At 60.0% G+C, this 19876-nt stretch carries 20 protein-coding genes and 1 pseudogene; 9 read left to right on the top strand and 12 right to left on the bottom strand.

Annotated elements, in window-relative coordinates:
• On the bottom strand, positions 1 to 170 hold a 170-nt coding region (locus K290_RS36940), incomplete at its 3' end, for a transposase family protein (RefSeq protein ID WP_161631260.1).
• Between K290_RS36940 and K290_RS0131705 the strand changes: the two genes are divergently transcribed.
• Positions 169 to 489, top strand: coding sequence for a DsbA family protein (locus tag K290_RS0131705; RefSeq protein ID WP_028755235.1), 321 nt, complete (start codon positions 169 to 171; stop codon positions 487 to 489). The two genes, K290_RS36940 and K290_RS0131705, sit on opposite strands and share 2 nt — an antisense overlap.
• Before the next feature lie 63 nt (positions 490 to 552).
• Here K290_RS0131705 and K290_RS0131700 read toward each other — a convergent pair.
• Positions 553 to 891, bottom strand: a pseudogene (locus tag K290_RS0131700) (carboxymuconolactone decarboxylase family protein).
• A gap of 498 nt (positions 892 to 1389) precedes the next feature.
• On the opposite strand from K290_RS0131700, the gene K290_RS0131695 reads away from it, so the two are divergent.
• Genes K290_RS0131695 through K290_RS0131670 form a run of 7 tightly spaced genes read left to right on the top strand, consistent with a single transcriptional unit; the run spans position 1390 to position 7560 of the window.
• Entirely contained in the window at positions 1390 to 3174 is a 1785-nt protein-coding gene (locus tag K290_RS0131695) for a hypothetical protein (RefSeq protein ID WP_004112731.1), read from the top strand.
• On the top strand, positions 3174 to 3704 hold the full coding sequence (gene larC2 / locus K290_RS0131690) for a nickel pincer cofactor biosynthesis protein LarC2 (protein ID WP_004112728.1): 531 nt from the start codon (positions 3174 to 3176) through the stop codon (positions 3702 to 3704). Before K290_RS0131695 ends, larC2 begins: the two co-directional genes overlap by 1 nt.
• A 14-nt stretch (positions 3705 to 3718) precedes the next feature.
• Positions 3719 to 5023: a nickel pincer cofactor biosynthesis protein LarC gene (larC, locus tag K290_RS0131685; RefSeq protein WP_004112726.1), complete on the top strand. Its 1305-nt coding sequence runs from the start codon at positions 3719 to 3721 to the stop codon at positions 5021 to 5023.
• Positions 5020 to 5424, top strand: coding sequence for an adenine nucleotide alpha-hydrolase family protein (locus K290_RS38665; protein WP_004112724.1), 405 nt, complete (start codon positions 5020 to 5022; stop codon positions 5422 to 5424). Before larC ends, K290_RS38665 begins: the two co-directional genes overlap by 4 nt.
• A 60-nt stretch (positions 5425 to 5484) precedes the next feature.
• On the top strand, positions 5485 to 5826 hold the full coding sequence (locus K290_RS38660) for an adenine nucleotide alpha-hydrolase family protein (protein ID WP_245276717.1): 342 nt from the start codon (positions 5485 to 5487) through the stop codon (positions 5824 to 5826).
• The gene (gene larB / locus K290_RS0131675) at positions 5823 to 6521 is read left to right on the top strand and encodes a nickel pincer cofactor biosynthesis protein LarB (protein ID WP_004112720.1); all 699 of its coding nucleotides are present in this window, start codon (positions 5823 to 5825) and stop codon (positions 6519 to 6521) included. The genes K290_RS38660 and larB overlap by 4 nt, the downstream gene beginning before the upstream one ends.
• The gene (locus K290_RS0131670; protein ID WP_004112717.1) at positions 6514 to 7560 is read left to right on the top strand and encodes a HoxN/HupN/NixA family nickel/cobalt transporter; all 1047 of its coding nucleotides are present in this window, start codon (positions 6514 to 6516) and stop codon (positions 7558 to 7560) included. Before larB ends, K290_RS0131670 begins: the two co-directional genes overlap by 8 nt.
• A 413-nt stretch (positions 7561 to 7973) precedes the next feature.
• On the opposite strand, the gene K290_RS35535 is transcribed toward K290_RS0131670, so the two are convergent.
• The 7 genes from K290_RS35535 to K290_RS0131635 all read right to left on the bottom strand — a co-directional run bounded on the left by K290_RS35535 (position 7974) and on the right by K290_RS0131635 (position 15666).
• Positions 7974 to 9401 (bottom strand): methyl-accepting chemotaxis protein, encoded by a 1428-nt coding sequence (locus K290_RS35535; protein WP_240535385.1) that lies wholly within the window; start codon positions 9399 to 9401, stop codon positions 7974 to 7976.
• On the bottom strand, positions 9383 to 9892 hold the full coding sequence (locus K290_RS38655) for a hypothetical protein (RefSeq protein ID WP_240535384.1): 510 nt from the start codon (positions 9890 to 9892) through the stop codon (positions 9383 to 9385). Before K290_RS38655 ends, K290_RS35535 begins: the two co-directional genes overlap by 19 nt.
• 172 nt (positions 9893 to 10064) lie before the next feature.
• A complete protein-coding gene (locus K290_RS0131655; protein WP_004112713.1) occupies positions 10065 to 11231 on the bottom strand; it encodes an ABC transporter ATP-binding protein in 1167 nt (388 codons plus the stop codon).
• 77 nt (positions 11232 to 11308) lie between these two features.
• Positions 11309 to 12334, bottom strand: coding sequence for a Gfo/Idh/MocA family protein (locus K290_RS0131650; protein ID WP_004112709.1), 1026 nt, complete (start codon positions 12332 to 12334; stop codon positions 11309 to 11311).
• A gap of 30 nt (positions 12335 to 12364) precedes the next feature.
• Complete coding sequence (locus tag K290_RS0131645) at positions 12365 to 13195, bottom strand: carbohydrate ABC transporter permease (RefSeq protein WP_004112708.1); 831 nt, start codon at positions 13193 to 13195, stop codon at positions 12365 to 12367.
• A gap of 1 nt (position 13196) precedes the next feature.
• Complete coding sequence (locus K290_RS0131640) at positions 13197 to 14126, bottom strand: carbohydrate ABC transporter permease (protein WP_004112707.1); 930 nt, start codon at positions 14124 to 14126, stop codon at positions 13197 to 13199.
• 73 nt (positions 14127 to 14199) lie between these two features.
• Positions 14200 to 15666: an ABC transporter substrate-binding protein gene (locus K290_RS0131635; RefSeq protein ID WP_004112705.1), complete on the bottom strand. Its 1467-nt coding sequence runs from the start codon at positions 15664 to 15666 to the stop codon at positions 14200 to 14202.
• Positions 15667 to 15937: 271 nt separating this feature from the next.
• Here K290_RS0131635 and K290_RS0131630 point away from each other — a divergent pair, with 271 nt between their 5' ends.
• Positions 15938 to 17191 (top strand): ROK family transcriptional regulator, encoded by a 1254-nt coding sequence (locus tag K290_RS0131630; protein WP_004112704.1) that lies wholly within the window; start codon positions 15938 to 15940, stop codon positions 17189 to 17191.
• Between the two features lie 623 nt (positions 17192 to 17814).
• Here the strand turns inward: K290_RS0131630 and K290_RS0131625 are convergent.
• The 3 genes from K290_RS0131625 to K290_RS35525 all read right to left on the bottom strand — a co-directional run.
• Positions 17815 to 18120 carry a DUF982 domain-containing protein gene (locus tag K290_RS0131625; RefSeq protein ID WP_004112697.1) on the bottom strand — a complete coding sequence of 102 codons (306 nt, stop codon included), beginning with the start codon at positions 18118 to 18120 and terminating at the stop codon, positions 17815 to 17817.
• Between the two features lie 626 nt (positions 18121 to 18746).
• Entirely contained in the window at positions 18747 to 19205 is a 459-nt protein-coding gene (locus K290_RS0131620) for a phasin (protein ID WP_004112695.1), read from the bottom strand.
• A 377-nt stretch (positions 19206 to 19582) separates the two neighbouring features.
• On the bottom strand, positions 19583 to 19876 hold a 294-nt coding region (locus K290_RS35525), incomplete at its 5' end, for an IS256 family transposase (RefSeq protein WP_037136713.1).

The following is a 19876-nucleotide window of genomic DNA, read 5'->3' as shown; positions in this document are numbered from 1 at the left end:
CCCCATTCGACGATCTCGTCAAAATCGTCGCATGCGCCGATCGTCCCGCAAACGACCAGAAGAAGCACCTCGGGTAACGGATGGGCGACCCGCCATTGCTCCCGCTCATCCTCAACGAGACTAAAATGGTCCAGCAAAACCCGCAGCCGCGGGCGATCGTCTTCAAACATGTCGGCCTCCAAATCACCGACACTCTTGAATCACACCCAAACCGTTCAGGGAAGAAACGTTAACCCGAGTTCAGAGCCGTGCATCGAACAGACACTGCGTGAAATCGGACGCTCCGTTGGGATCGACAAAGACGTGTTCAACAGGGCAGTGGCGGACCAGGCCATCCTTGAGCGTCTGAACAAGCTCACCGACCAGGCGACTGACGAATTCGAGGTAGAGGGAACGCCTCCCTTCTTCGTCAACGGCAAGAAAATCACTGGGGCGCCGAGCCTTGAGGAGATGCGCAGCGCAATTGCCGCTGCTCTGAATGGGCATTGACCTCCCATTTGGTTGACTGGCGGAGAAGGCCCATTCCTTCTCCGCACTTCCTTCGTATCGTGCTCAGCCGGCGACGGTATCGAAGGCATCCAGCACGCGCGACGAATAAACCAAAGCTGCACCGGCGTTGAGCGCAATCGCGACCCCAAGTGCCTCGGCAATTTACTCCCGCGTGGCGCCGACTTTCGCTGCTTCGGACGTATGGCTGGCGATGCAGCCGTCACAACGCGTGGTCACCGCAACGGCAAGGGCGATCAGTTCCCGGGTTTTGGCGTCCAACCGACCGCTCTTCTGACCTGCGCCACCGAGGGTACGAACGCCCTCAAGTGTCGCCGGCGAAAGCCGGCCAAGTTCGGTTACGCGTGAGGACAGTTCCTGCCGGTATTTTTCCCAGTCGAGCATTCGAAAGTTCTCCGTGAATTTGGGCTGATGCAACGCGATGTAAGAGCCGCAGCCTTCATCTTTGGTCAGGCCGCGACCACATCTCGGAAAGGAGTATGGAGAAAACTTCATCAACTGAAATGGTATGATTTCACGAACCCATGAGCACCAATCATGCTTGTTGCCGGACAACCCTTGGACAGAGAGACCGCGAGTTGGAGAGACGACCTTGAGCGGCGGCCCAAATACGCGAAGCCGAATGGGCCCGCATTGTCTGCGGGGGCTTCAGAAATATTAACAGGGCAGCGCGCCATTATGAATGTTGCTCATGGAGACATGAGATAGTGCCACTTATCGCAATAATGACCCTGTGATATTCCCTGACGTTACCTGCGCGCCGCGCATACGGCAGATCGACGGACGGTGCGCGCTCGTTGCGAGAAAAGCCACTGGCTGATTTCGACGCTCGGCTGTTGCGGATCATGATCGCTGCCCGCCGGAAATAAAGGGAGAGGACCAATGTCGAGATTTTCGGCCGAACGCGAGAAGGTGATTCTGGCTTCGGTCATGGCGGCCAATGCCAATCCCGGCTGGTTGACCAGCGATCGCGTCGAGGCCCTGACCGGCGGCCATGGCATGCTCAACATCCCGGTCGTTGCAGTCTGCAACGTCATCGCGGCCGAACTGCGTCGTGGCATAAGCCCGGAAGTCAAGTTCGCCGATGCCGTGCGCCAGCCGATCGATGACCTTCTGACCAAGAGCATTGCTGTCGCCACGGCAGCCGGCGCCGACGGCGCCAATGCGGCGCTGATCGCGGCAACGCTGCTCTATCTCTGCGGCGCCAACGCCCAGGTCGGCATTCCTGCCGGTAACCGCAAGCTCGGCTCTTCGGCGCGCATGATCGCTGGCGTCAGCCGCTCCGGCCTTGCCGCCGTGCCGACGGCGAAGATGAACAACAAGATCTCGGGTTTCGCCGCCGTTGCGGCCGTCTACGAAGCCATGATGAAGGGGGAGCTCTCGCCGGTCCAGGGCCGTGACATTCCGGAAGGCGTGGGCGGCGGCGTGATGGTCGGCCACGGCGCGCTGGGCGAGGATTTGATTTTTCCCGGCATGGCCGAACGAGGGGCTGCCATCGGGACCAAGGCGATGATGGACGCTATGTCCGGCGCCGGCATGCCCAGCCAGAAGTTCCTCTCAGCCCTTTTTGGCGCGGCGGCGATCCTGGAAATCATCCATTCGGATGCCGACGTGGCCGAGGAATATGGCCCCTACGGCAAGGTCACCAGTGCTTTCGTCGCGGGGCGATCCGCCGTTCGCACCGCCGGCCTGCCCGAGAAAATACATGTCCGCATCACCGGCAAGGAAGTCGAGACCGCACGGCTGATCGGCGATCTCGGCCTGATCCTCAAGGATATCGGCGGGCCGACCGTGATCGGCATCATGGCGCTTGATGAAATCGTCTCGGTCTTCGAAGAAGGGATCTGCGGCGCGGGCGCGGGTCCCGTCAATCCGCCGCTCGGCCATATCTGCGGCGATGCGGTCATTGCGCTGATGTGTCTGTTGCAGGATGGTTCGACGGAACAGAGCGTGGCGCGCGCGCTACGTGCCCGTCGCCTTGGCTTCAGCTTCGATCCGGAAACTGCGATGGTGGCGATGAACATCGTTGCCCGCAAGGCGACGCAGATCTGCAACGGGCCGGTCACCGATGCAATGATCATGTCCTCCACCCCCATGGTCACCAAGGCGCTGCATGCCCGTGCGGCGCGCAGCTATGACGATCTCATGGCGGGCAGGAGCGTCGGCGAGATCGTCCGCGCGATGGACGAGGAGCGCCAGCTACTGGTGGAGACACGCGGGTCGGAATTCCTGAGCAAGGTGAAGGGTACCAATATCAAGGTTCATTTCACCAGGATCAGCAAGGGTGCGCGGCGATCGAGCAAGATGGCGGCGCGCTGGCTTGCCTTCGATCCGGCGCTCGACGCCGAAGTCACCGTCGGCGACGAGACGATCCATATGGAAGGCATCATCAACGCCGTGATCCCCGAAGTCGCGCAGGGCATCGGCAAGGAACGCGCGCCGTTCCTCACCGCACTTGCGCCGATCGCCAGCGAACTGCTGCTCGCCGGCAATGTAATTATCAACGTCACCATCCCGGCCGTCGTCGCCGCCGCCATGGGCAAGATGAGTGCGTCGGATGCGACGGGCGAAGCCCAGTCGGCAGGCCTGATTTCCGCCGGCATTCCCGGCACCAAGACCAAGGCAGAGGCAGCCGCCCTGGTCGCCGTCGAATCCATGGCGTTCTGATGGCGGGCGGCGTCATCCTCCTGATGGCCCAGATCGATGACGCGCCGGGCGAGTTGCTCGGGCACGTCATCGAGAAGATGGGCGAGATGGGCGCCAAGAATGTCCAGCTCCTTCCGAGTCTGGGCAAGAAGGGCCGCCCGTCCTATGTCCTGCTGGTTGACATAAACGCCGAAGACGAGCCGGACTTCGCCGGCCTGCTGGTCGGTGACCTCGGAATCTGGGGCTATCGGGCTCTCGAATCCCAGTACAAGCATTTCGACATCAGGCGTTATCGGACGCAACTTCGGCTAACGTGGAACGGCGGTGAACAAAGCTTTCCGCTGCGCCTCAAACGCATCCTGAGCGAGGGCGTGTTCATGCGGGCCAAGGCCGAACATGACGACCTCGTGGCGTTTGCGGAGCAGATGAAAGATCGTCTGCCTATACCGGTCGCAGTGCTGAAGGCGGCGATCGAGACCAGCGTCGGATCGGCAGAACCTGGCGAGACCCTGCACGTCGACCTGTCCGGTTGGCAGCATTCGGAACGATGAAGGAGGTGGGCCTCATGCATATCCATCTTGATGTTCTGGGTGGCATCGCCGGCGACATGTTCGTCGCCGCGATGTTGGACGCATGGCCCGAGCTGGTTGGAACGGTAGAGAGAAATCTTCGTCTGGCAGGTCTGGACGAAGACGTGCAGGCGGTCTTTCGGGCACACAATGATGGCGTGCTGACCGGCAGCCGCTTTGACGTCACGAAGACCGGCTCCGAACAGGAAGCTTCCGGTCCTGATCCTCATCGCCATTCTCAAGGACATGGCCATGCGCATCATCATCACCATGACGAACATGGACATGCTCATCCTCATGAGGAGCATGTCCATAATGGCGACCACAGCCACAGCCACCACCATCACCACACCCATTGGCGCGACCTTCGCGCCATGCTCGACGGCAGCCGTTTGCCGGAGGGCGTCAAGCGCGCGGCCATAGCCATCTTCCACGAACTCGCCGTGGCCGAAGCCGCAGTACACGGCAGAAACGTCGGTGACGTAGCTTTCCATGAAGTCGGCAACTGGGATTCGATTGCCGATATCGTGGCGGCAGCTACGTTGATCGACGCTGTTGGGGCCAAAAGCTGGTCGGTGGGTTCGTTGCCGATCGGGCGAGGCTGGGTCGAGACCGATCACGGGCGACTGCCCGTTCCCGCTCCCGCCACGACTCTTTTGTTGCGCGGGTTTGCCTTTCATGATGACGGTCGCCACGGTGAGCGCATCACGCCGACGGGAGCGGCGATCCTGTCCCATCTCTCGCCCGCGACAAGCCTCGGGTCGTCGCCTCGACTGCTCGAACGCACCGGTATCGGCTTCGGCACAAGACGCCTGCCCGGCATGAGCAACGTGCTTCGCATCCTGGCGTTCACCGAGGAGGGTGCAGCACAGGATCGGGTCGGCGTCATCCAGTTCGACATCGACGACCAGACCGGCGAGGAACTGGCCGTCGCCCTCGACCTTGTTCGCGCGGCCGAAGGTGTGATCGACGTGACCCAGACGCCGACCTTCGGCAAGAAGGGCCGCATGATGGCCTCGGTTCAGGTTCTCGCGCGCGTGGATGCGATCGACGCAATCGGAGCGCTCTGCCTGCGGCAGACCACGACGCTTGGCCTGCGCAGCCGGATCGAAGCGCGCACGGTCCTGCCGCGACAGTCGGTGACAACCGAGGACGGGATAAGGGTGAAGCTCGCCGACCGGCCCGGTGGGATGACGGCCAAGGCGGAAATGGACGACGCCCAAGGCGTTGATCGGAGCCACAAAGCCCGCGCCGAATTGCGCCGCCGGGCCGAAGCTGAGGCGCTGGAGCAAAAGTCATGATCGCGAAGGAAACCTCTCTCGCCCGTCTCAATGCCGTGTTCGACAGCGCCCGGCACGCGGCCGTGGCTGTCTCCGGCGGCGTCGACAGTATGACGCTCGCGTTTGTGGCGCATCGTCGGATGGGAGCTGACGTGATCATGTTCCACGCCGCCTCGGCCGCCGTTCCCCTGAGCGCCACCGAACGGGTCAAAGACTATGCAGCCCGTCATGGCTGGGACCTACGGATCATCGATGCGGGGGAATTTGCCGACGAACGTTATCTCGCCAATCCCTCGAACCGCTGCTTCTTCTGCAAGTCCAATCTCTACGGCACCCTGTCTTCGCTTTCGGCAGCGCAGCTCTTTTCCGGCACGAACACGGACGATCTTGGCGATTGGCGCCCTGGCCTCAAGGCGGCCTAAGCCAATGGTGTACGTCATCCCTTTGTCGAGGCCGGCATGTCCAAGGCAGATGTCCGTGCCATGGCGTCCGCCTATGATCTTGCTGACCTCGCCGAACTGCCTTCAGCGCCCTGCCTGTCGAGCCGCGTTGAGACGGCTCTCAGGATCGAACCCGAGATCTTGCAAGCCATCGATCGGGTCGAGATGCTGCTGCGGCGCGAGCTCTCGCCGGGAACGGTGCGCTGCAGGGTGCGGCAAACCGGGGTGGTTGTCGAACTCGATGAACCGACGCTGTCGAAACTCTCTGGCGATAGTCGCGCGCGCCTCGTGGGGCAGATTTCAGAGGCGTTCGGTAGTCGACGGCCGATCGATTTCCAGGCATACGCCCGAGGCAGCGCCTTTTTGCGGGAGCGAAATTCATGAACGAAGAAGTCCGGCTGGATTTCCAGCGCACAGAGCGCGTGGGATTCGATGAGGCAGTACTCTGCGCCCGGAAATCCGATGCGCAGCTTGCCACGATCATGGACCGCGTTTTAGAGCGCGGCACACGCTGTCTGTTGACGCGCCTCGAGGCGGAGGTCTTTGGTCGCCTCGCGCCGGCCTATCTTGAACGATTGGACTACGACCCCATCTCGCGGACAGCATTCCTGAATTGGACCCCGCCTGCCGAACAGCAAGCACCCGATATCGCCGTCGTGTCGGCCGGAAGTTCGGACATGCCCCAGGCCGCCGAGGTCTTGCGAACGCTGGCTTATCTCGGCGCCCCGACCAGACAGTTCATCGACATCGGCGTCGCAGGCCTATGGCGGTTACTGGAGCGGGTCGAGGAATTGCGGACTTTTCCCGTTATCGTCGCGGTTGCAGGCATGGACGGCGCTCTTCCCAGCGTGCTCGGCGGGCTCGTTCCCGGCGTGATCATCTGTCTTCCGACATCGACCGGGTACGGCGTGTCGAACGGAGGAGAAACCGCCCTGCACGCGGCACTCGCCTCATGCGCGCCCGGACTGACCGTCGTAAACATCGACAATGGCTACGGCGCCGCCTGTGCGGCGTTCCGAGCGCTCAGCATGGTCCGGCGGGTGTCTGTTCAAGATGGCAAGGGACGTCCGAATGCGTAGCCCTTTCGATGACGAACCGCTTTACGCCAAAACAAAAATTGCCATCGTTTATGCCTTGCTGGTCGCAGCCAACGTCCTGGCTTGGATCTGGGCTTGGACTTCGTTCTCCGATCGACCGGCACTGCTTGGCATGGCCCTTGTCGCCTATATGCTCGGTGTCCGTCACGCGTTTGATGCAGACCATATCGCCGCGATCGACAATGTCGTGCGCAAGCTTATGCACGAGGGTCGGCAGCCGTTTTCGGTTGGATTCTTCTTTTCGCTCGGCCATTCCAGCATCGGCGTTCTGGCGTCGCTTGCCGTTGCCATCACCGCCTATGCAATGCAGAGCCAGACTGAGGGTTTCCACGACATTGGCGGCGTAATCGGCACATCCGTCTCAGCACTGTTCCTGCTGGTGATCGGAATTGCCAATCTCGTTATCCTGAAACCTATCTGGGACGCCTTTTCGCGAGCGCGGCGTGGCGAGGAAATTGTCGATGAGGACCTTGATGCGCTGCTGGCTGGACGAGGCTTGCTGGCCCGCGTTTTTCGCCGCACCTTCAAGGTGGTCACACGCTCCTGGCATATGTATCCGATCGGCTTTCTCTTAGGCCTCGGCTTCGACACCGCCACGGAAATCGCTTTGCTGGGCGTTTCAGCTTCGCAGGCCGCGCAAGGCTTGTCGTTCTGGACGATCCTTGTGTTCCCGGCCCTCTTCACAGCCGGCATGTCGCTGATGGATACGACGGACAGCGCTCTGATGACGGGCGCCTACGGCTGGGCCCTTATGAACCCCGCCCGCAAGCTCTGGTACAATCTGACGGTCACCGCCGCCTCGGTGATTGTCGCGATCTTAATCGGAGGCGCAGAAGCGCTCGGCCTGATTTCCGACAAGCTCGGCTTGCGGGGCACTTTGTGGGAGGCAATCGCCACCTTTAACGACAGCCTTGAAAATCTCGGCTTTGGTGTCGTGGGCATCTTCATCGCGAGTTGGGTCGTTTCGGCAATGATCTATCGCATGAAAGGCTATGACCGCATTCACGCGAACGTATCTTGAGAAGGGAACGTACTCGACCCAAGCGAAGCACGCCGCCATATTTGCCGTGAGGTCAATGTAACGGTCGATGGAAGTTCATCTTCCTCAGCGCGTCCTCTATAGAGCTCGCGCCGACCGAGGTGACCGCCTGCTCAAGATAGGATCGGATGTCTGCCTCGCTCTTTCCTTCCAACAACGCGATTTCTGCGATGCTTCTGCCGAGCGCTATCCACAGCAGGCAAGACCTTTCAATCGGTGAGAGTATCCATTTGGGCATCAAACACCTTTTGCGAACTGATCACCTCGTCCGTGGAATCCTGGCTCGCCAACCTGTTCGAAGGCCGCTTGCAACTTACGACCTGTCCGCCCAGGCCATAACCATTCAGAAACGCACCGATGCCTAGGGCGCGACCGCTTAGGAGCGGGCCGTCGTATCAATGCTCGGCAACCTTGCGTGAGCCCTCCAAAGCACCCTTGACATCAGCGACGAGACGTAGCGCGGGCGAACCTGCCGACATCGGAAGGTCGCCTGACCGCTCAAAAGCTTGCAAAAGGTCCTCAGAGGCGTCGAGCCGAAACTCGGTGACGATATCCTGCAGACGCCGGACCTCCCCTGCCAGCGATGTGCTTGCCGAAGTATATTCCTCGGCCATGGAAGCGTTTTGCTGGGTGACATGGTCCATCCGGTTCACAGCGCTGTTGATCTCCGTAAGGGCAGCGGACTGCTCGTTTGCAGACGTCGCAATGGCAGAAAGCTGGCTGCTGATCAGGCCTACCTCCTCCTCAATCTTTTCGAGCGTTCGTCCCGTTTCCTGCACCAGCTTTACCCCGGAACTCACTTCGCCCGTCGAATTGCGGATCAGTTCCTTGATCCCCTTGGCCGCCTGGGCAGATCGTTGAGCAAGTTCTCGGACTTCCTGGGCGACAACCGCAAAACCTTTGCCGGCTTCGCCGGCCCGGGATGCCTCGACGCCAGCATTCAAGGCAAGCAGGTTCGTCTGAAACGCTATCTCGTCGATGACACCGATGATATTCGCGATCTCGTTGGACGAATGTTCGATGCCCTGCATAGCCGAGATCGCCTTTGCCATCACGGCCGCAGAATTGCGTGCCGACGTATTCGCGTCCGCTGCCGCGCGGCGGGCCTCCTCGGTGCGCCTGGAGGAATTCGAAACTCCTTGTGTAACCTGATCAAGGGCGGCGGCGGTTTCCTCAAGAGAGACCGCCTGCTGCTCGGTCCGCTTGGAAAGCTCGAGGGCACTTTGGCTTATTTCCGATGTACCGCCATCGATCGCCGCAGTGGCGACTGCCACCGTCCGGAGGCCGGTTGCCAATTGCTCGCGCGCAGCGTTGAAGTCGGCGCGCAGTTGCTCGAATTCGCTGGCAAACGGTTGTTCCAGTCGGAACGTGAGGTCGCCACTGGCAAGATGCTTCAAACCTTCAGCAAGGCTGGAGGTGGCCTCCGTCATCTTGCTTACCCGCTCCCGCTCTAACTCTTCCGCACGCACACGTTCGCGCTCGCGCGCCTCGCGGCCAGCTTCGACGTCTCTTTCCATCTCGCGTGCTCGCAACCCATTGTCTTTGAATATCTGCACCGATTTCGCCATCATGCCCAGCTCGTCGCGACGATCGGTTCCTTCGACAATTGCCGAGAGATTGCCGCCCGCCAGCGTCGTCATCGTGTCGGCGATCCGCCGGATCGGCTTGACGATCCAGGCGCGAACGGCAAGCACGCCCAGAACCAGCACCGCTGCCAAAGCGATCACGGCGCCGCCCATTGCCCTTTTCGACGTATCGGAGGCCAAGGCGGAAACGTCGCTGCGCTTTTGGTCGGCATCCTCGATCATCTTGGCTGCCGCCACTGAAATCTCGGCGATATTGCCGCGAATGCCGGTTGGCACATGCTCAGAAAGAGCTGCTGGACCATGGCGATGCTGGCCTCGCTGTCTGCCGTTCGGCCAACAGCGATTGCCGCACCGCATGTCGTCGTCAAGATTGCGAACCCATCCGTCTTCAACGGCGGCAAGTCGGCTTGCGCCGGTAACGCGGCGATCGCCAGATCCATGGAGGCGACGAAGCTTTCCTGCGCCTCCTTGAGGCTTTCTTCAGCACGCACCCTGCCGTCTTTGGAGCGCGCCATGATCATGTCGCCGATATTGGCGCGGGCTGTCTGGAGGCTTCGGTTGGATTGGGCCAGGTGAAGGGCGGCGGCTGCGTTCTTTGTCAGGAGGTCGGTGTAGGCTGCGTCGATCCTGAACAACTCCCGGGTCTCGTAGAGGGAGAGGCCGAGGGCCACCAGCCCGAACATGCCGACAACGACGAAGAACTTGCCAACGATTGGAACGTGTTTCACACGCCACTCCCCTTTGAGATGATGTTGATATCCGCGTTCGCAAACACGGGGTTCCAAAAAGCCAGCCACTAAAAAAAGGGGCTGCCGCCGAGACCTGAATGACGACAGCCCCAGTCGCCCTGGGAGGCAGGCAAGACGACCGGAAATCCGAGCGCTTGCTCGTTTCATCCGGTCAGTCGCGAATGGCAGCTCCTGTTTGCGGATCGAACCAGTGCAGCTTTTCCAGATGGACGGTCAGCGGCAGGCGCTTGTTGGGCGCGGGCGTCGATACTGGCGGGATACGCGCCACCAGCCGGTTCGTGCCCTTTCGTTTGAACTCTGGCGGATCCTCCACGTCGCTGATGTCGACGGGCGGAGAGGCAATGTCGAAAAAGACGAAGGTGTCGGGGCCGAGCGCTTCGGCAACCGGGATCGGCTCGTTGAACAGCGCTTCATGCTCTTTGCACACCAGAAACATTTCCGGGCGTATCCCGGCGATCACCTGCCGTCCGGCATAGGCAGACAATGCGGCACTCGCGGGAACCGGAAACGCAATCCCGGTTCCCGCGATCGTCGCGCGCAGGCTTGCCCCGTCCGCCTCAAGGTCGGCCCGGACGAAATTCATCGCAGGCGAACCGATAAAACCGGCAACGAACAAATTCGCCGGCCGGTCGTAAAGCCGCTGCGGCGTGTCGATCTGCTGCAGGTTGCTCTCGCCGGCATCAGCGACAGGCTTCAGCACAGCAACCCTGTCACCCATCGTCATCGCTTCGACCTGGTCATGGGTGACGTAGAGCGTAGTAACGCCAAGACGCTGGTTTAAAAGCTTGAGCTCGGCCCGCATCTGGACGCGCAGCTTGGCGTCGAGATTGGACAGCGGTTCGTCCATCAGGAATGCCATCGGATGACGGACGATCGCCCGACCCATCGCGACGCGCTGTCGCTGACCGCCGGAGAGCGCGCCCGGCTTGCGGTTCAGGTATTTCGTAAGGTCGAGCATCTCGGCTGCGTCGCGCACAAGCTTCTCGATCTTGTCCTTCGGCATTTTGCGCTGCTGCAGGCCGAAGGCCATGTTCTCGTAGACCGTCATGTGCGGATACAGCGCATAGTTCTGGAATACCATCGCGATGTCGCGGTCCTGCGGCTCGGTGTTGGTGACATCCTGATCGTCCATAAGCAGCCGGCCGCTATTGAGCTGCTCGAGCCCGGCCGCCATCCGCAGAAGCGTAGATTTGCCGCAGCCCGACGGTCCGACCAGCACGACGAATTCACCGTCGCCGACCGTGAAGCTCACATTGGCGACGGCGACGGTCCCGTCCGGATAGGTTTTTCCAATCCCGTCAAAGGTCATGGACGCCATATAGTTCTTCTCCCAGTATCACGTGGCGAGGCAAGTCATCGGGTCGGATGGCGTGCCTCGTAAGATTGGTCACGCCATCAGCCGATGGTCACGGGCTTGCCGCTGGCGACGGACTCCTCAATCGCAGCCAGTACCTTGGTGTTGGCAAGCCCATCATTGGCGTCGGCAAGCAGGGGCACGCCACGCACGACGCTATCGACGAAGCGCGCGATGGATTCCTGCACGAAGCCGCCGATGCGGGTTGCACCCGTCGGCGTCATGCCGATGTAGTCGTTGAACCGCATGCCACCATCGACGATACGGCGCAGGCCGCCGCTATGGGTGGGATCAGCCTGGATCTGACCCTTTTCGCCGACGACTTCCACCTTGAAATCGACAAGCGAAGGGTTGTCGCGCGACAGGATCCAGCTGTTTTCCATGGTCACGACAGTGCCTCTGGAAAATTCGAGGATCGAGGCATGGAAATCCTTGGTGTCGACGCCGCCGGCGGCAAGCGTCCCGGAACGGGCCACGGCGTAGACGCGGGTCACCTCGTCTTCGAGGATGAAGCGCAATACATCGACCAGATGGCTGCCCAGGAACCAGAGTGCGGAGGATTTCGCGGCCCAGCTCAGCATTTCGAAGGGAACGAAGGTCGTGTTGGAAAGGCGCGCCGTGCCGTGCTTGGCAAGCCCGATTTGGCCCTCCTGGATCATGTCGCGAACCTGCGCCAGGATCGGGTTCACACGATTGTGGAAGTCGATCATCAACTTGCCCTTGGACTTTGCGGCAGCCTCGGCGATCTCTTCTGCTTCCTTGACTGTGGTCGCGAGGGGCTTTTCGCTCAAGACATGTTTGCCGGCCTTGAGCGCTGCAAGGATGATCGGTGTGTGGGTAAAGTCGGGTGTGGCGACGGACACCGCGTCGATCCGGTCGCTGGCGATGAGCTTCTGATAGTCGGTGAACGCTTCGATTGCGCCAAAACTCTCCTTCATCTTCAGCGCCCTGCCCTCGTCGAGGTCGCAGACGCCAACCAGTTCGGTCTCCGGCAGCACGTTGAAGGTGTGGGCGTGGTTATTGCCCCAAAGGCCGGCGCCGATGACGCCGATGCGAAGTTTGCTCATTTTATATGACTCCATTCAAACCGTAAAAGATCAGCCCTTCACCGAGCCGAAGGTGAGACCGCGCACGACGTAACGGTCGAAGACCAGGAAGATGATCATCGGCGGGATCATCGCGAGCACGGCGGCGGCTGCGATGTAGTTCCAGGTCACGCCGCTGGTGGCGAAATATCCGAGCGTTCCGATCGGAAGGGTGGCGGTTGAACGCGAGCTCAGCACCAGTGGGAAGGCCGCGTTGTTCCAGGCAAAGACGAAAGCGAACATCGAGGTGACAATGATCCCGGGGCGGACGATCGGCAGCGTGATGCGCCACATGATCGTGTGCCAGCGGGCGCCGTCGACGCGGGCCGCCTCCTCCAGCTCCGCCGGCACCTCGTCGATAAAGCTCTTCATCAGCCAGACCGAAAACGGGATCGTCAACGTCTGCAGCACCAGCACCATCGACAAATACGAACCTTGCAGGCCGACCCGCGTGATCAACACGAAATACGGAATCAGGAAGGCAATCGGCGGCGCCATCAACAGGCCGAGATACCAGAGCATGATGTTCTTCTTGCCCCGCATCTTAAAGCGCGAGAGCGCGTAAGCGGCAGGCACCGAGAACGGCAGATTAAGCAACACCGCGCCGATCGCCACGATGAGCGAGTTCACGAGTTGCGGCGCGTTCGTGCCAGGATCGACGAGGATGTGGCGGAAGGCATCCAGCGTCGGTTCGAAGGTCACTTGCGGGGGCATCGCGAACGCTGTTTCTGCCGGCCGGATAGCGAGCGCCAGAAACCAGAGGATCGGGCCGATGAAGACCGCCAGGAACAAGAGGCCGGCGGCATAGGTGAGCGCAGTATAGAAGGTCTTGCGGCTGGCCATGTCACCACTCCTCATTGCGGAAGGCGAAGAACACGTAGAGGGCGATGATGACGTTGACGATCAGCACCGTGATCCACGTCTGGGCACTCACCAACCCGACATTGAAGTTCACCAGACCCTGTTCGTAGAGCGAATAGCCGAGTGTGCGTGTCGAGGTCCCCGGCCCGCCGCGGGTCAGCACCAGCACCGTGTCGAAGGTGTTGAAGATCTGCATGAAGCGCAGCATGACGATGATGGTCGCGGTGCGCCGGATGAGAGGCAGCTTGATGCGCATCAGGATCGTCCAGGCCGATGCGCGATCGAGACGCGCCGCCTCGATGATCTCGTCGGGAACGGAAAGCAGGCTCGCATAGAGGACGATGGCGAAGAACGGCGTCCACTGCCAGATGTCGACGAAGAGTATGGCGGCAAGCGCAGTCGTCGGTGACCCGAGGATGCCCTCCGCCGGCACCGGTAGCCAGAGCGACTGCAGCACCCATGTCACGAGACCGCCGCCCGGATCATAAAGATAGCGAAACAGGAAGCCGACGACGATCGGCGCGATCGTGGTTGGCAGGATCAGCAGCGCGCGTACGACATTCATGCCGGGCAGCGCCTTGAGCAGCACCAGTGCGATCGCCAGGCCGAGCGAAAACTCAATCGCCGTGCCGAGCACCGAAAGGATCAGCGTGTTGGTAAGTGCGGCGCGAAAATCGAACGCATCGAGCGCCTGGACGTAATTGTCGATGCCGACGAAAGCCAAAGGCTGCGGCCCGACCTGCAAGTTCCAGAAGTAAAAGCTGGATTTGAGAGCGAAGAGCAGCGGGTAGGCGATCAGCGCCAACAGCATAATCACGGAAGGCGCGATCAACAGGTAAGGCAGGTTGCGGCGGACGAAGCCGCGCCGGACGGGCGTAAGCGTTGGCAAGGAGCGAATGGCTGTCGTGTGCATCGTCGAAGTCCAGTTCTTCTTGGCGGATGACCGCCGGCGCGAGCGTTTCCGCGCCGGCCCGAGAAGAATTCCATTACGCCTTGCCGAGCTTGCCGATCAGCGCCTTGGCGCCGTCGAGCGTGTCAGCGTAGCTTTCCTTCTGGTAGGGGATCATCAGATTGCCCTTGAGGATGCTTTCGAAGAGGCTGTTGGCGCGCTCCAGCGCGGTCTTCGGATCTTCGCTGCCGGTCAGAAGCTGGTTGAGCGTCAGGCCGAGCACACTTTCGACCGCGGTATAACCCGGAACCGGCGGACGCGTTATCTTGCCGTTGCCCTGCTTCATCATGTCGTACTGGACATCGAGGTATGAATAGATCTTCTTGACGTCCGCGTCTTCGTAGAGCGACTTGCGGGCAAAATCCGAGAACTGGAAATTGAGGTCCGGCCACTCAGCCATCTTCTTCTGGGTCGCCTTTGACGTCGCCCACTTTATGAAGGCGTAACCGTTGTCCTGCCGGTCGGAACTCGACGGGACGCCAAGGCTCCAGCCGCCGAGGCTGACTGTCTGCGCCACGCCATCTGCCTTCGGCAGGGCTGCGGTCGCATACTTGTCCATGACATCGGACTTCTTGCCGGTCATGTAGCCGGAGTTCTTGACCAGGTAGAAATACGGCGTCCACCAGTAGAACATGCCGATATCGCCCTTGGCGAAACGGGTGCCGGCATCGAACCAGACGTAATTGATCGCCTCGGGCGGCGAGAGCTTGTAAAGCTGCCGGTAGACCTCGAGCGACTTTGACCAGGCAGGACCTGTGAGCTGCGGCGAGAAGTCCCACGGTGCGCCGGGGAAGGATTTGAACCAGTTCGCGCCGTGACTGGCGGAAAGCTGGGTGAACATATGGGTGATCGGGGACGGCTGCGATCCGCAGATCACCGTCGGGAAGAGCGGCTTGCCACCGAAGGACTTGCCTTCGAGCGACTTCAGCGTCTCGATGTACTTCGTCCATGTCCAGTCTTCAGAGGCCTTTGTCGGTGGCGCGGCGATGCCGAAGCTGTCGAAGATGTCCTTGCGGTACATCACCCCTTGCGCATAGGCCGCAACCGGCAGTGTGGCGATCTGCCCGCGCCACATGTTCGACGAATAGAGGACCTCGGGAATGAAGTCGGCGAGATCGATATCACTATCCTTGGCGATGTAGTCGTTGAGCGAGATGATCCAGCCGTTGTCGAGATACTGCCCGAGCCACATCTGGTCGACCGCGATGACGTCCGCGTCCGACGTCTTGGCGACGAAGGCCGAGACAAGGCGGGTCTGCAACGCGTCGTAAGAGAGGCTTTCGAGCTCGACCTTGATGCCCGTTTCCTTTTCGAATTCCGGGATCATGGCTTTCATCGAGAAGAAGAATGGATCTTCGACCGACAGAACGCGTATGGTCTTCGCGTCTTGGGCAGACGCACGCCGTGGCGCGACAAGCGCGCCCGCGCTCGATGCCAAGAGAGCGGCGACAGATGCCGACTTCAGCATGTTCCGGCGCGACATATTTCCAATATCGAATGTCATGTGGTGCCTCCTCAGTTGTTCTTAAATCCAACCTCATCCGACCACGGGAAACCTTCACGGCGCCGAGCTCGAGTTCGATTGTTACCCCTCATCTGCCATTGCCAACAGTTTGTTTGTACTTCGCACAAACTTATGGTACTGTCAAGAAGGTGCGTTCGGGCGTTCCCGCGGCTAAAGCCTCCGCATCTGTTGCGGTAAGCCATCAAGCGCCATCTGGTCGAGCAAGCGCTCTCAAGCTAGAACGACGGGGCTGGCAAATCGGAGATGCAAGTTGAAGTTCGAGAATCAGCCATCCTATTCGCTGGGGCAGCGCGGTCCCAACAAGGACACGCTTGCTGGCGAAAGTGGCAATGTAAGGCTCGTTTCGCAGTCGACCCTCGGCGAGATCAATCGCGGTCGGGTGCTGCAGGCGTTGTACGACAACGGTCCGAAAAGCCGCGCCGAGCTTGCCCGTCTGGCGGGCGTCAATCGCACGACGATCACGGGAATCGTCCAGCCGATGATCGAGGAGGGCCTGCTCGTCGAAGGCGACGCAGTGCCCTCAGACTTCAAGGGCGGTAAGCCGGCGCGTCCGATCTATTTCAATCCTGAAGCACCAATGCTAGGCGCCGTGCTTCTCTTGCCCGGCAGGATCCAGACATGCCTTGTGACGCTCAGCGGCGATATCAAAGCCCTCACCAAAGCGCAATTCGATCCGCATGGCGATAGGGGTGCGTTCCTGGCGATCATCAAGGACACCTTGTCCGCGACGCTTTCCCAAGCCCACCAGGCACCGTTCGGGATCGGCATCGCCTCGGGGGGCATGATCGACAGCGACAACGGGGTGATCCTCGCCGTCAATCTTGCGCCCGTTCTGACTGGCCTCCACTTGGTCGATATCCTGCAGGCGCATTTCTCATTGCCTGTTGTCATCGACCATCATCCGCGCGCGCTTCTCGTTGGCGACCGGTGGTTCGGGCCGGGACGGGGCCAACAAAACTTCGCGGCGATCTATACCGGTGAGGTATTGGGCGGCGCTTTCTACATCGACGGACGGGTCTACCGGGGCCTTGCCGGCTCCGGCGGCGAACTAGGCCATACCGTCGTGCAAATCGATGGGGAACTCTGCAATTGCGGCAAGCACGGATGCTGGGAAACAGTCGCCGCCCTACCCTGGCTGCGGCGTGAAGCGGCCCGACTTGGCTTCGCAAACCCTGAAAGCGTCACCTGTGCTCGCCTCGTCAAAGAGGCAGCAGAAGGCGCCGAAGCTGCGAATGGTCTGCTGGACCGCTATACCAGAAACGTCGCCTTCGGGATCCTCAACCTGCAGCAGACCCTGTCACTCAACTCCTATGTGCTGCATGGGGACATTGCAGGCGGCGGCGCGGACGCGGCCGAACGCGTCAGGCAACATGTCGAACGGTTGGTCAAGAAGCGACCGAACCAGGAGATTTCGATCACGCTGAATGGCATCGGAGAAGGTCATACGGCATTGCGAGGGGCCGCTGGCTTGGTCTTGTCCAGCCACCTGAAGCTCGTCATCTAGGCGGGATACGATCCCGGCGGCGAAACGGCCAACGACGCGGCTGAGCCATTGTGGTTTCAATTGTCGGGAGGTCACAAAACTATCGATCTCGCCGCACAAGCGGGCCGCTCGCGCTTTGTCTGGGAGGGGTCTTTCTCCAGCACAATCTCGGATACCCAATGAAAGTTCCGTGAGGCAATCGATAAGGGCGTAAGGGCCAATCATGGTCTGCGTATTGCTTCAAGTAGCGGCTGCTTGATCGCTTGATCGGATTGCTATCCCAGCGGCTCTTAGTTCGATCGGGGGAACGACAACATGCAGTGCCGGCGATCGCTAGATTGCAGAACGTCGATTGCACGCGCGCGCTCGTGCAACTCCGATAGACGACTGCGAATTTGCCGTGCTCGTTGAATAATGTATCGAATGTGAGATCGACAAGAAGGAGATACGTCTGCGCTACGCGAAGCTGCTCGGCAAGCGCACTCATTCACACCTTGCTCGTTTCGGTGCATGATCAACCGGCCGTTGTCGCCAAGGTCGACCACACCGCCAAGGAACTAGCCTTCATCAGACGGTCGACGGGGGCGATCTGGATTGGACTTGAAAGCGCAAGTCCAGCCTTGAGCAAAGCGGGACCATCCAAATCATTGGACGAGAGCCCGCCGAGCGATTCGTCCCGGGTGGGCGTTCGGCTTGGCTTTCAAAGGGGCCACCATGCCGGCTTCGAGGCAAGCGGCCATGAATGCCTCTCGTGCAACGACGGCGGCTACGCCGCCATTGAGGGCACCGCGACAGGTCCTGATGGCACGCTGATGGCGCTCGCCATAACGCAATGGCCATTCGTTTTCGAGAAAATCCAAAGCATCGTAAACGCCCGCAAACGTCCGCTCAAGACCACACTGCAGTCGGATAGTGACCAGACGAGTCCAGGAGACATCGGTTATCGGCATCCTATTTTCCTTTCCAATGTCACCTGTGACCATCCGGCAAATATTGGAATAACTTTCGCGCGTTCAAGAGTCGGAACGACGCGAAGTCGCCTTGATCGAGCCAGCAGGGGGCGACCCTCAAGGCAGAGCGGGTGGCAAACGTCGCCTGTTACGATGCGACGCGATATCGTGAAACTTGCCACCGCCTACGGCAATAATCGCAAAGCCTTTTCTCTGATCGTGCGTGGTGCGGCCAACCAAGCCGCTCCCTTGCGAAGATCGCACCGACTGACGATCGTAGAACGGGAGAGTCGTCGTTAGCTGCGATGATCAGGATGGCGCAAGGTATCGAGCAACTAAGCCCTTGCTAGCCGCGCGCCTCCCGACGACCACTTCAAAAAAGCGGTTATTGCCGAGGCTGCGACCGCGTCAGTTTCCTTGCTTCGGCAATTAAGCGCTATCACATCCCACGGCTCCTTCTGTCAAACAATTCTTTAGTGGCCTTGGATTCTCTAAACGAAACTAGGATCATGATCCGTCGATTGAAATTGCGAACACAACAGATCGTAGGGTAGCGCTCGTCTTCCTCCTAATTAAGACGGAGGGTACAACAGTCCCATAGGACGTTGTTGCACTGGCCAGCCAATTTATACTGCCTTGAGGTCCGCCAAAAATTTGTCAAATGCATTGTTGATCGGCTTGGCGATCTCAGCCACTGCCTTGCTCGCCAGTGCCCGGAATTCCTTGGCATTCTCGATGCTGGTGTCTACGCGCTTGTGCAGGAACGCCGATTGGAGTTCGAAGACCTGTGACGGCGAGTTCGCGCCGAACAACGCTTGCAAATGCGAGAAACCGGCCACCGCATTCGCCTGCAACGCAGCGACGGACTTAAGCGACAATTCGTAGCCGGCCAGCGTTGCGGTTTCGAAGATCGGAGTGAGTATTTTTTGCGCCTCTTCAGCGCTCGACGCGAATTTAAAGAAAGCTTCGGTCAACTGTTTGTTCCCCTTTTCTACGGATGCCCCGATTTGATCGGCCACCTTCAGAGGCGATGATGCTGAATTTTCGATTGTTTCAAAGGACCTTTCTGAAACCTTGGTGGTCATAGTGCTATTCCTTCTCACGTTGTTTGTTAATGTCGCTAGGCACGGCGATATTGTTGAAAAATTTGATCCTGAGAGTATCACCTGGCAGTTTGGACATGGACAAATGCGGAACTCAGTTTGACGGCCGTTCTTCAGAAACGGATCCGAGAGATCCGAATTGGCTCCGTTACCGCCTGGTTTAGGAAGGCGGCCATATACTTGGCTGCTTCTTGCCGCCTAACGACGAGTACGTGCAAACTCGATGCCAACTAGGCATACGCTTTCAAAAAGGTGTTTCCGAGTATTGTTCTGCCGCTTGCGCGCAAATCTTCAGATCATGTCCCAGGACGTGGTGTAGCTTAGACGACCACGGCTCATCCCAGAGGGTCGGATGAGTATCAGCTTGCTGCTGGCAGGCTGATGAGCGGATCATCGCTCATTGTGGCGATTGTCTCAAGTGTCATGTAGCGGGATCGCTGGACGGCCCATTCATCGTTCTGTTCGAGCAGCAGCGCACCGACCAGGCGCACGATGGCGTCGTCGTTGGGGAAAATGCCGACGACCTCTGTGCGCCGCTTGATCTCACCGTTCAATCGCTCAATGGGGTTGGTCGAGTGAAGTTTGGCCCAATGCTGCTTGGGAAAGGTCATGTAGGCGAGCACGTCTTGCTCGGCACTGTCCATGAGACTGGC

Source organism: Rhizobium leucaenae USDA 9039 (genome assembly GCF_000426285.1).
In the GTDB taxonomy this organism is placed as follows: Bacteria; Pseudomonadota; Alphaproteobacteria; order Rhizobiales; family Rhizobiaceae; genus Rhizobium; species Rhizobium leucaenae.
The sequence above is the reverse complement of the archived record's forward strand: the minus strand, read 5'-3'. Positions and strand labels throughout refer to the sequence as shown.

What these genes read in the sequence shown, in the direction of transcription:
- K290_RS0131705 (WP_028755235.1), top strand. Translation starts at nt 169, where the DNA reads ATGTCGGCCTCCAAATCACCGACACTCTTGAATCACACCCAAACCGTT.
- K290_RS0131695 (WP_004112731.1), top strand. Translation starts at nt 1,390, where the DNA reads ATGTCGAGATTTTCGGCCGAACGCGAGAAGGTGATTCTGGCTTCGGTC.
- larC2 (WP_004112728.1), top strand. Translation starts at nt 3,174, where the DNA reads ATGGCGGGCGGCGTCATCCTCCTGATGGCCCAGATCGATGACGCGCCG.
- larC (WP_004112726.1), top strand. Translation starts at nt 3,719, where the DNA reads ATGCATATCCATCTTGATGTTCTGGGTGGCATCGCCGGCGACATGTTC.
- K290_RS38665 (WP_004112724.1), top strand. Translation starts at nt 5,020, where the DNA reads ATGATCGCGAAGGAAACCTCTCTCGCCCGTCTCAATGCCGTGTTCGAC.
- K290_RS38660 (WP_245276717.1), top strand. Translation starts at nt 5,485, where the DNA reads ATGGCGTCCGCCTATGATCTTGCTGACCTCGCCGAACTGCCTTCAGCG.
- larB (WP_004112720.1), top strand. Translation starts at nt 5,823, where the DNA reads ATGAACGAAGAAGTCCGGCTGGATTTCCAGCGCACAGAGCGCGTGGGA.
- K290_RS0131670 (WP_004112717.1), top strand. Translation starts at nt 6,514, where the DNA reads ATGCGTAGCCCTTTCGATGACGAACCGCTTTACGCCAAAACAAAAATT.
- K290_RS0131655 (WP_004112713.1), bottom strand. Translation starts at nt 11,231, where the DNA reads ATGGCGTCCATGACCTTTGACGGGATTGGAAAAACCTATCCGGACGGG.
- K290_RS0131650 (WP_004112709.1), bottom strand. Translation starts at nt 12,334, where the DNA reads ATGAGCAAACTTCGCATCGGCGTCATCGGCGCCGGCCTTTGGGGCAAT.
- K290_RS0131645 (WP_004112708.1), bottom strand. Translation starts at nt 13,195, where the DNA reads ATGGCCAGCCGCAAGACCTTCTATACTGCGCTCACCTATGCCGCCGGC.
- K290_RS0131640 (WP_004112707.1), bottom strand. Translation starts at nt 14,126, where the DNA reads ATGCACACGACAGCCATTCGCTCCTTGCCAACGCTTACGCCCGTCCGG.
- K290_RS0131635 (WP_004112705.1), bottom strand. Translation starts at nt 15,666, where the DNA reads ATGACATTCGATATTGGAAATATGTCGCGCCGGAACATGCTGAAGTCG.
- K290_RS0131625 (WP_004112697.1), bottom strand. Translation starts at nt 18,120, where the DNA reads ATGCCGATAACCGATGTCTCCTGGACTCGTCTGGTCACTATCCGACTG.
- K290_RS0131620 (WP_004112695.1), bottom strand. Translation starts at nt 19,205, where the DNA reads ATGACCACCAAGGTTTCAGAAAGGTCCTTTGAAACAATCGAAAATTCA.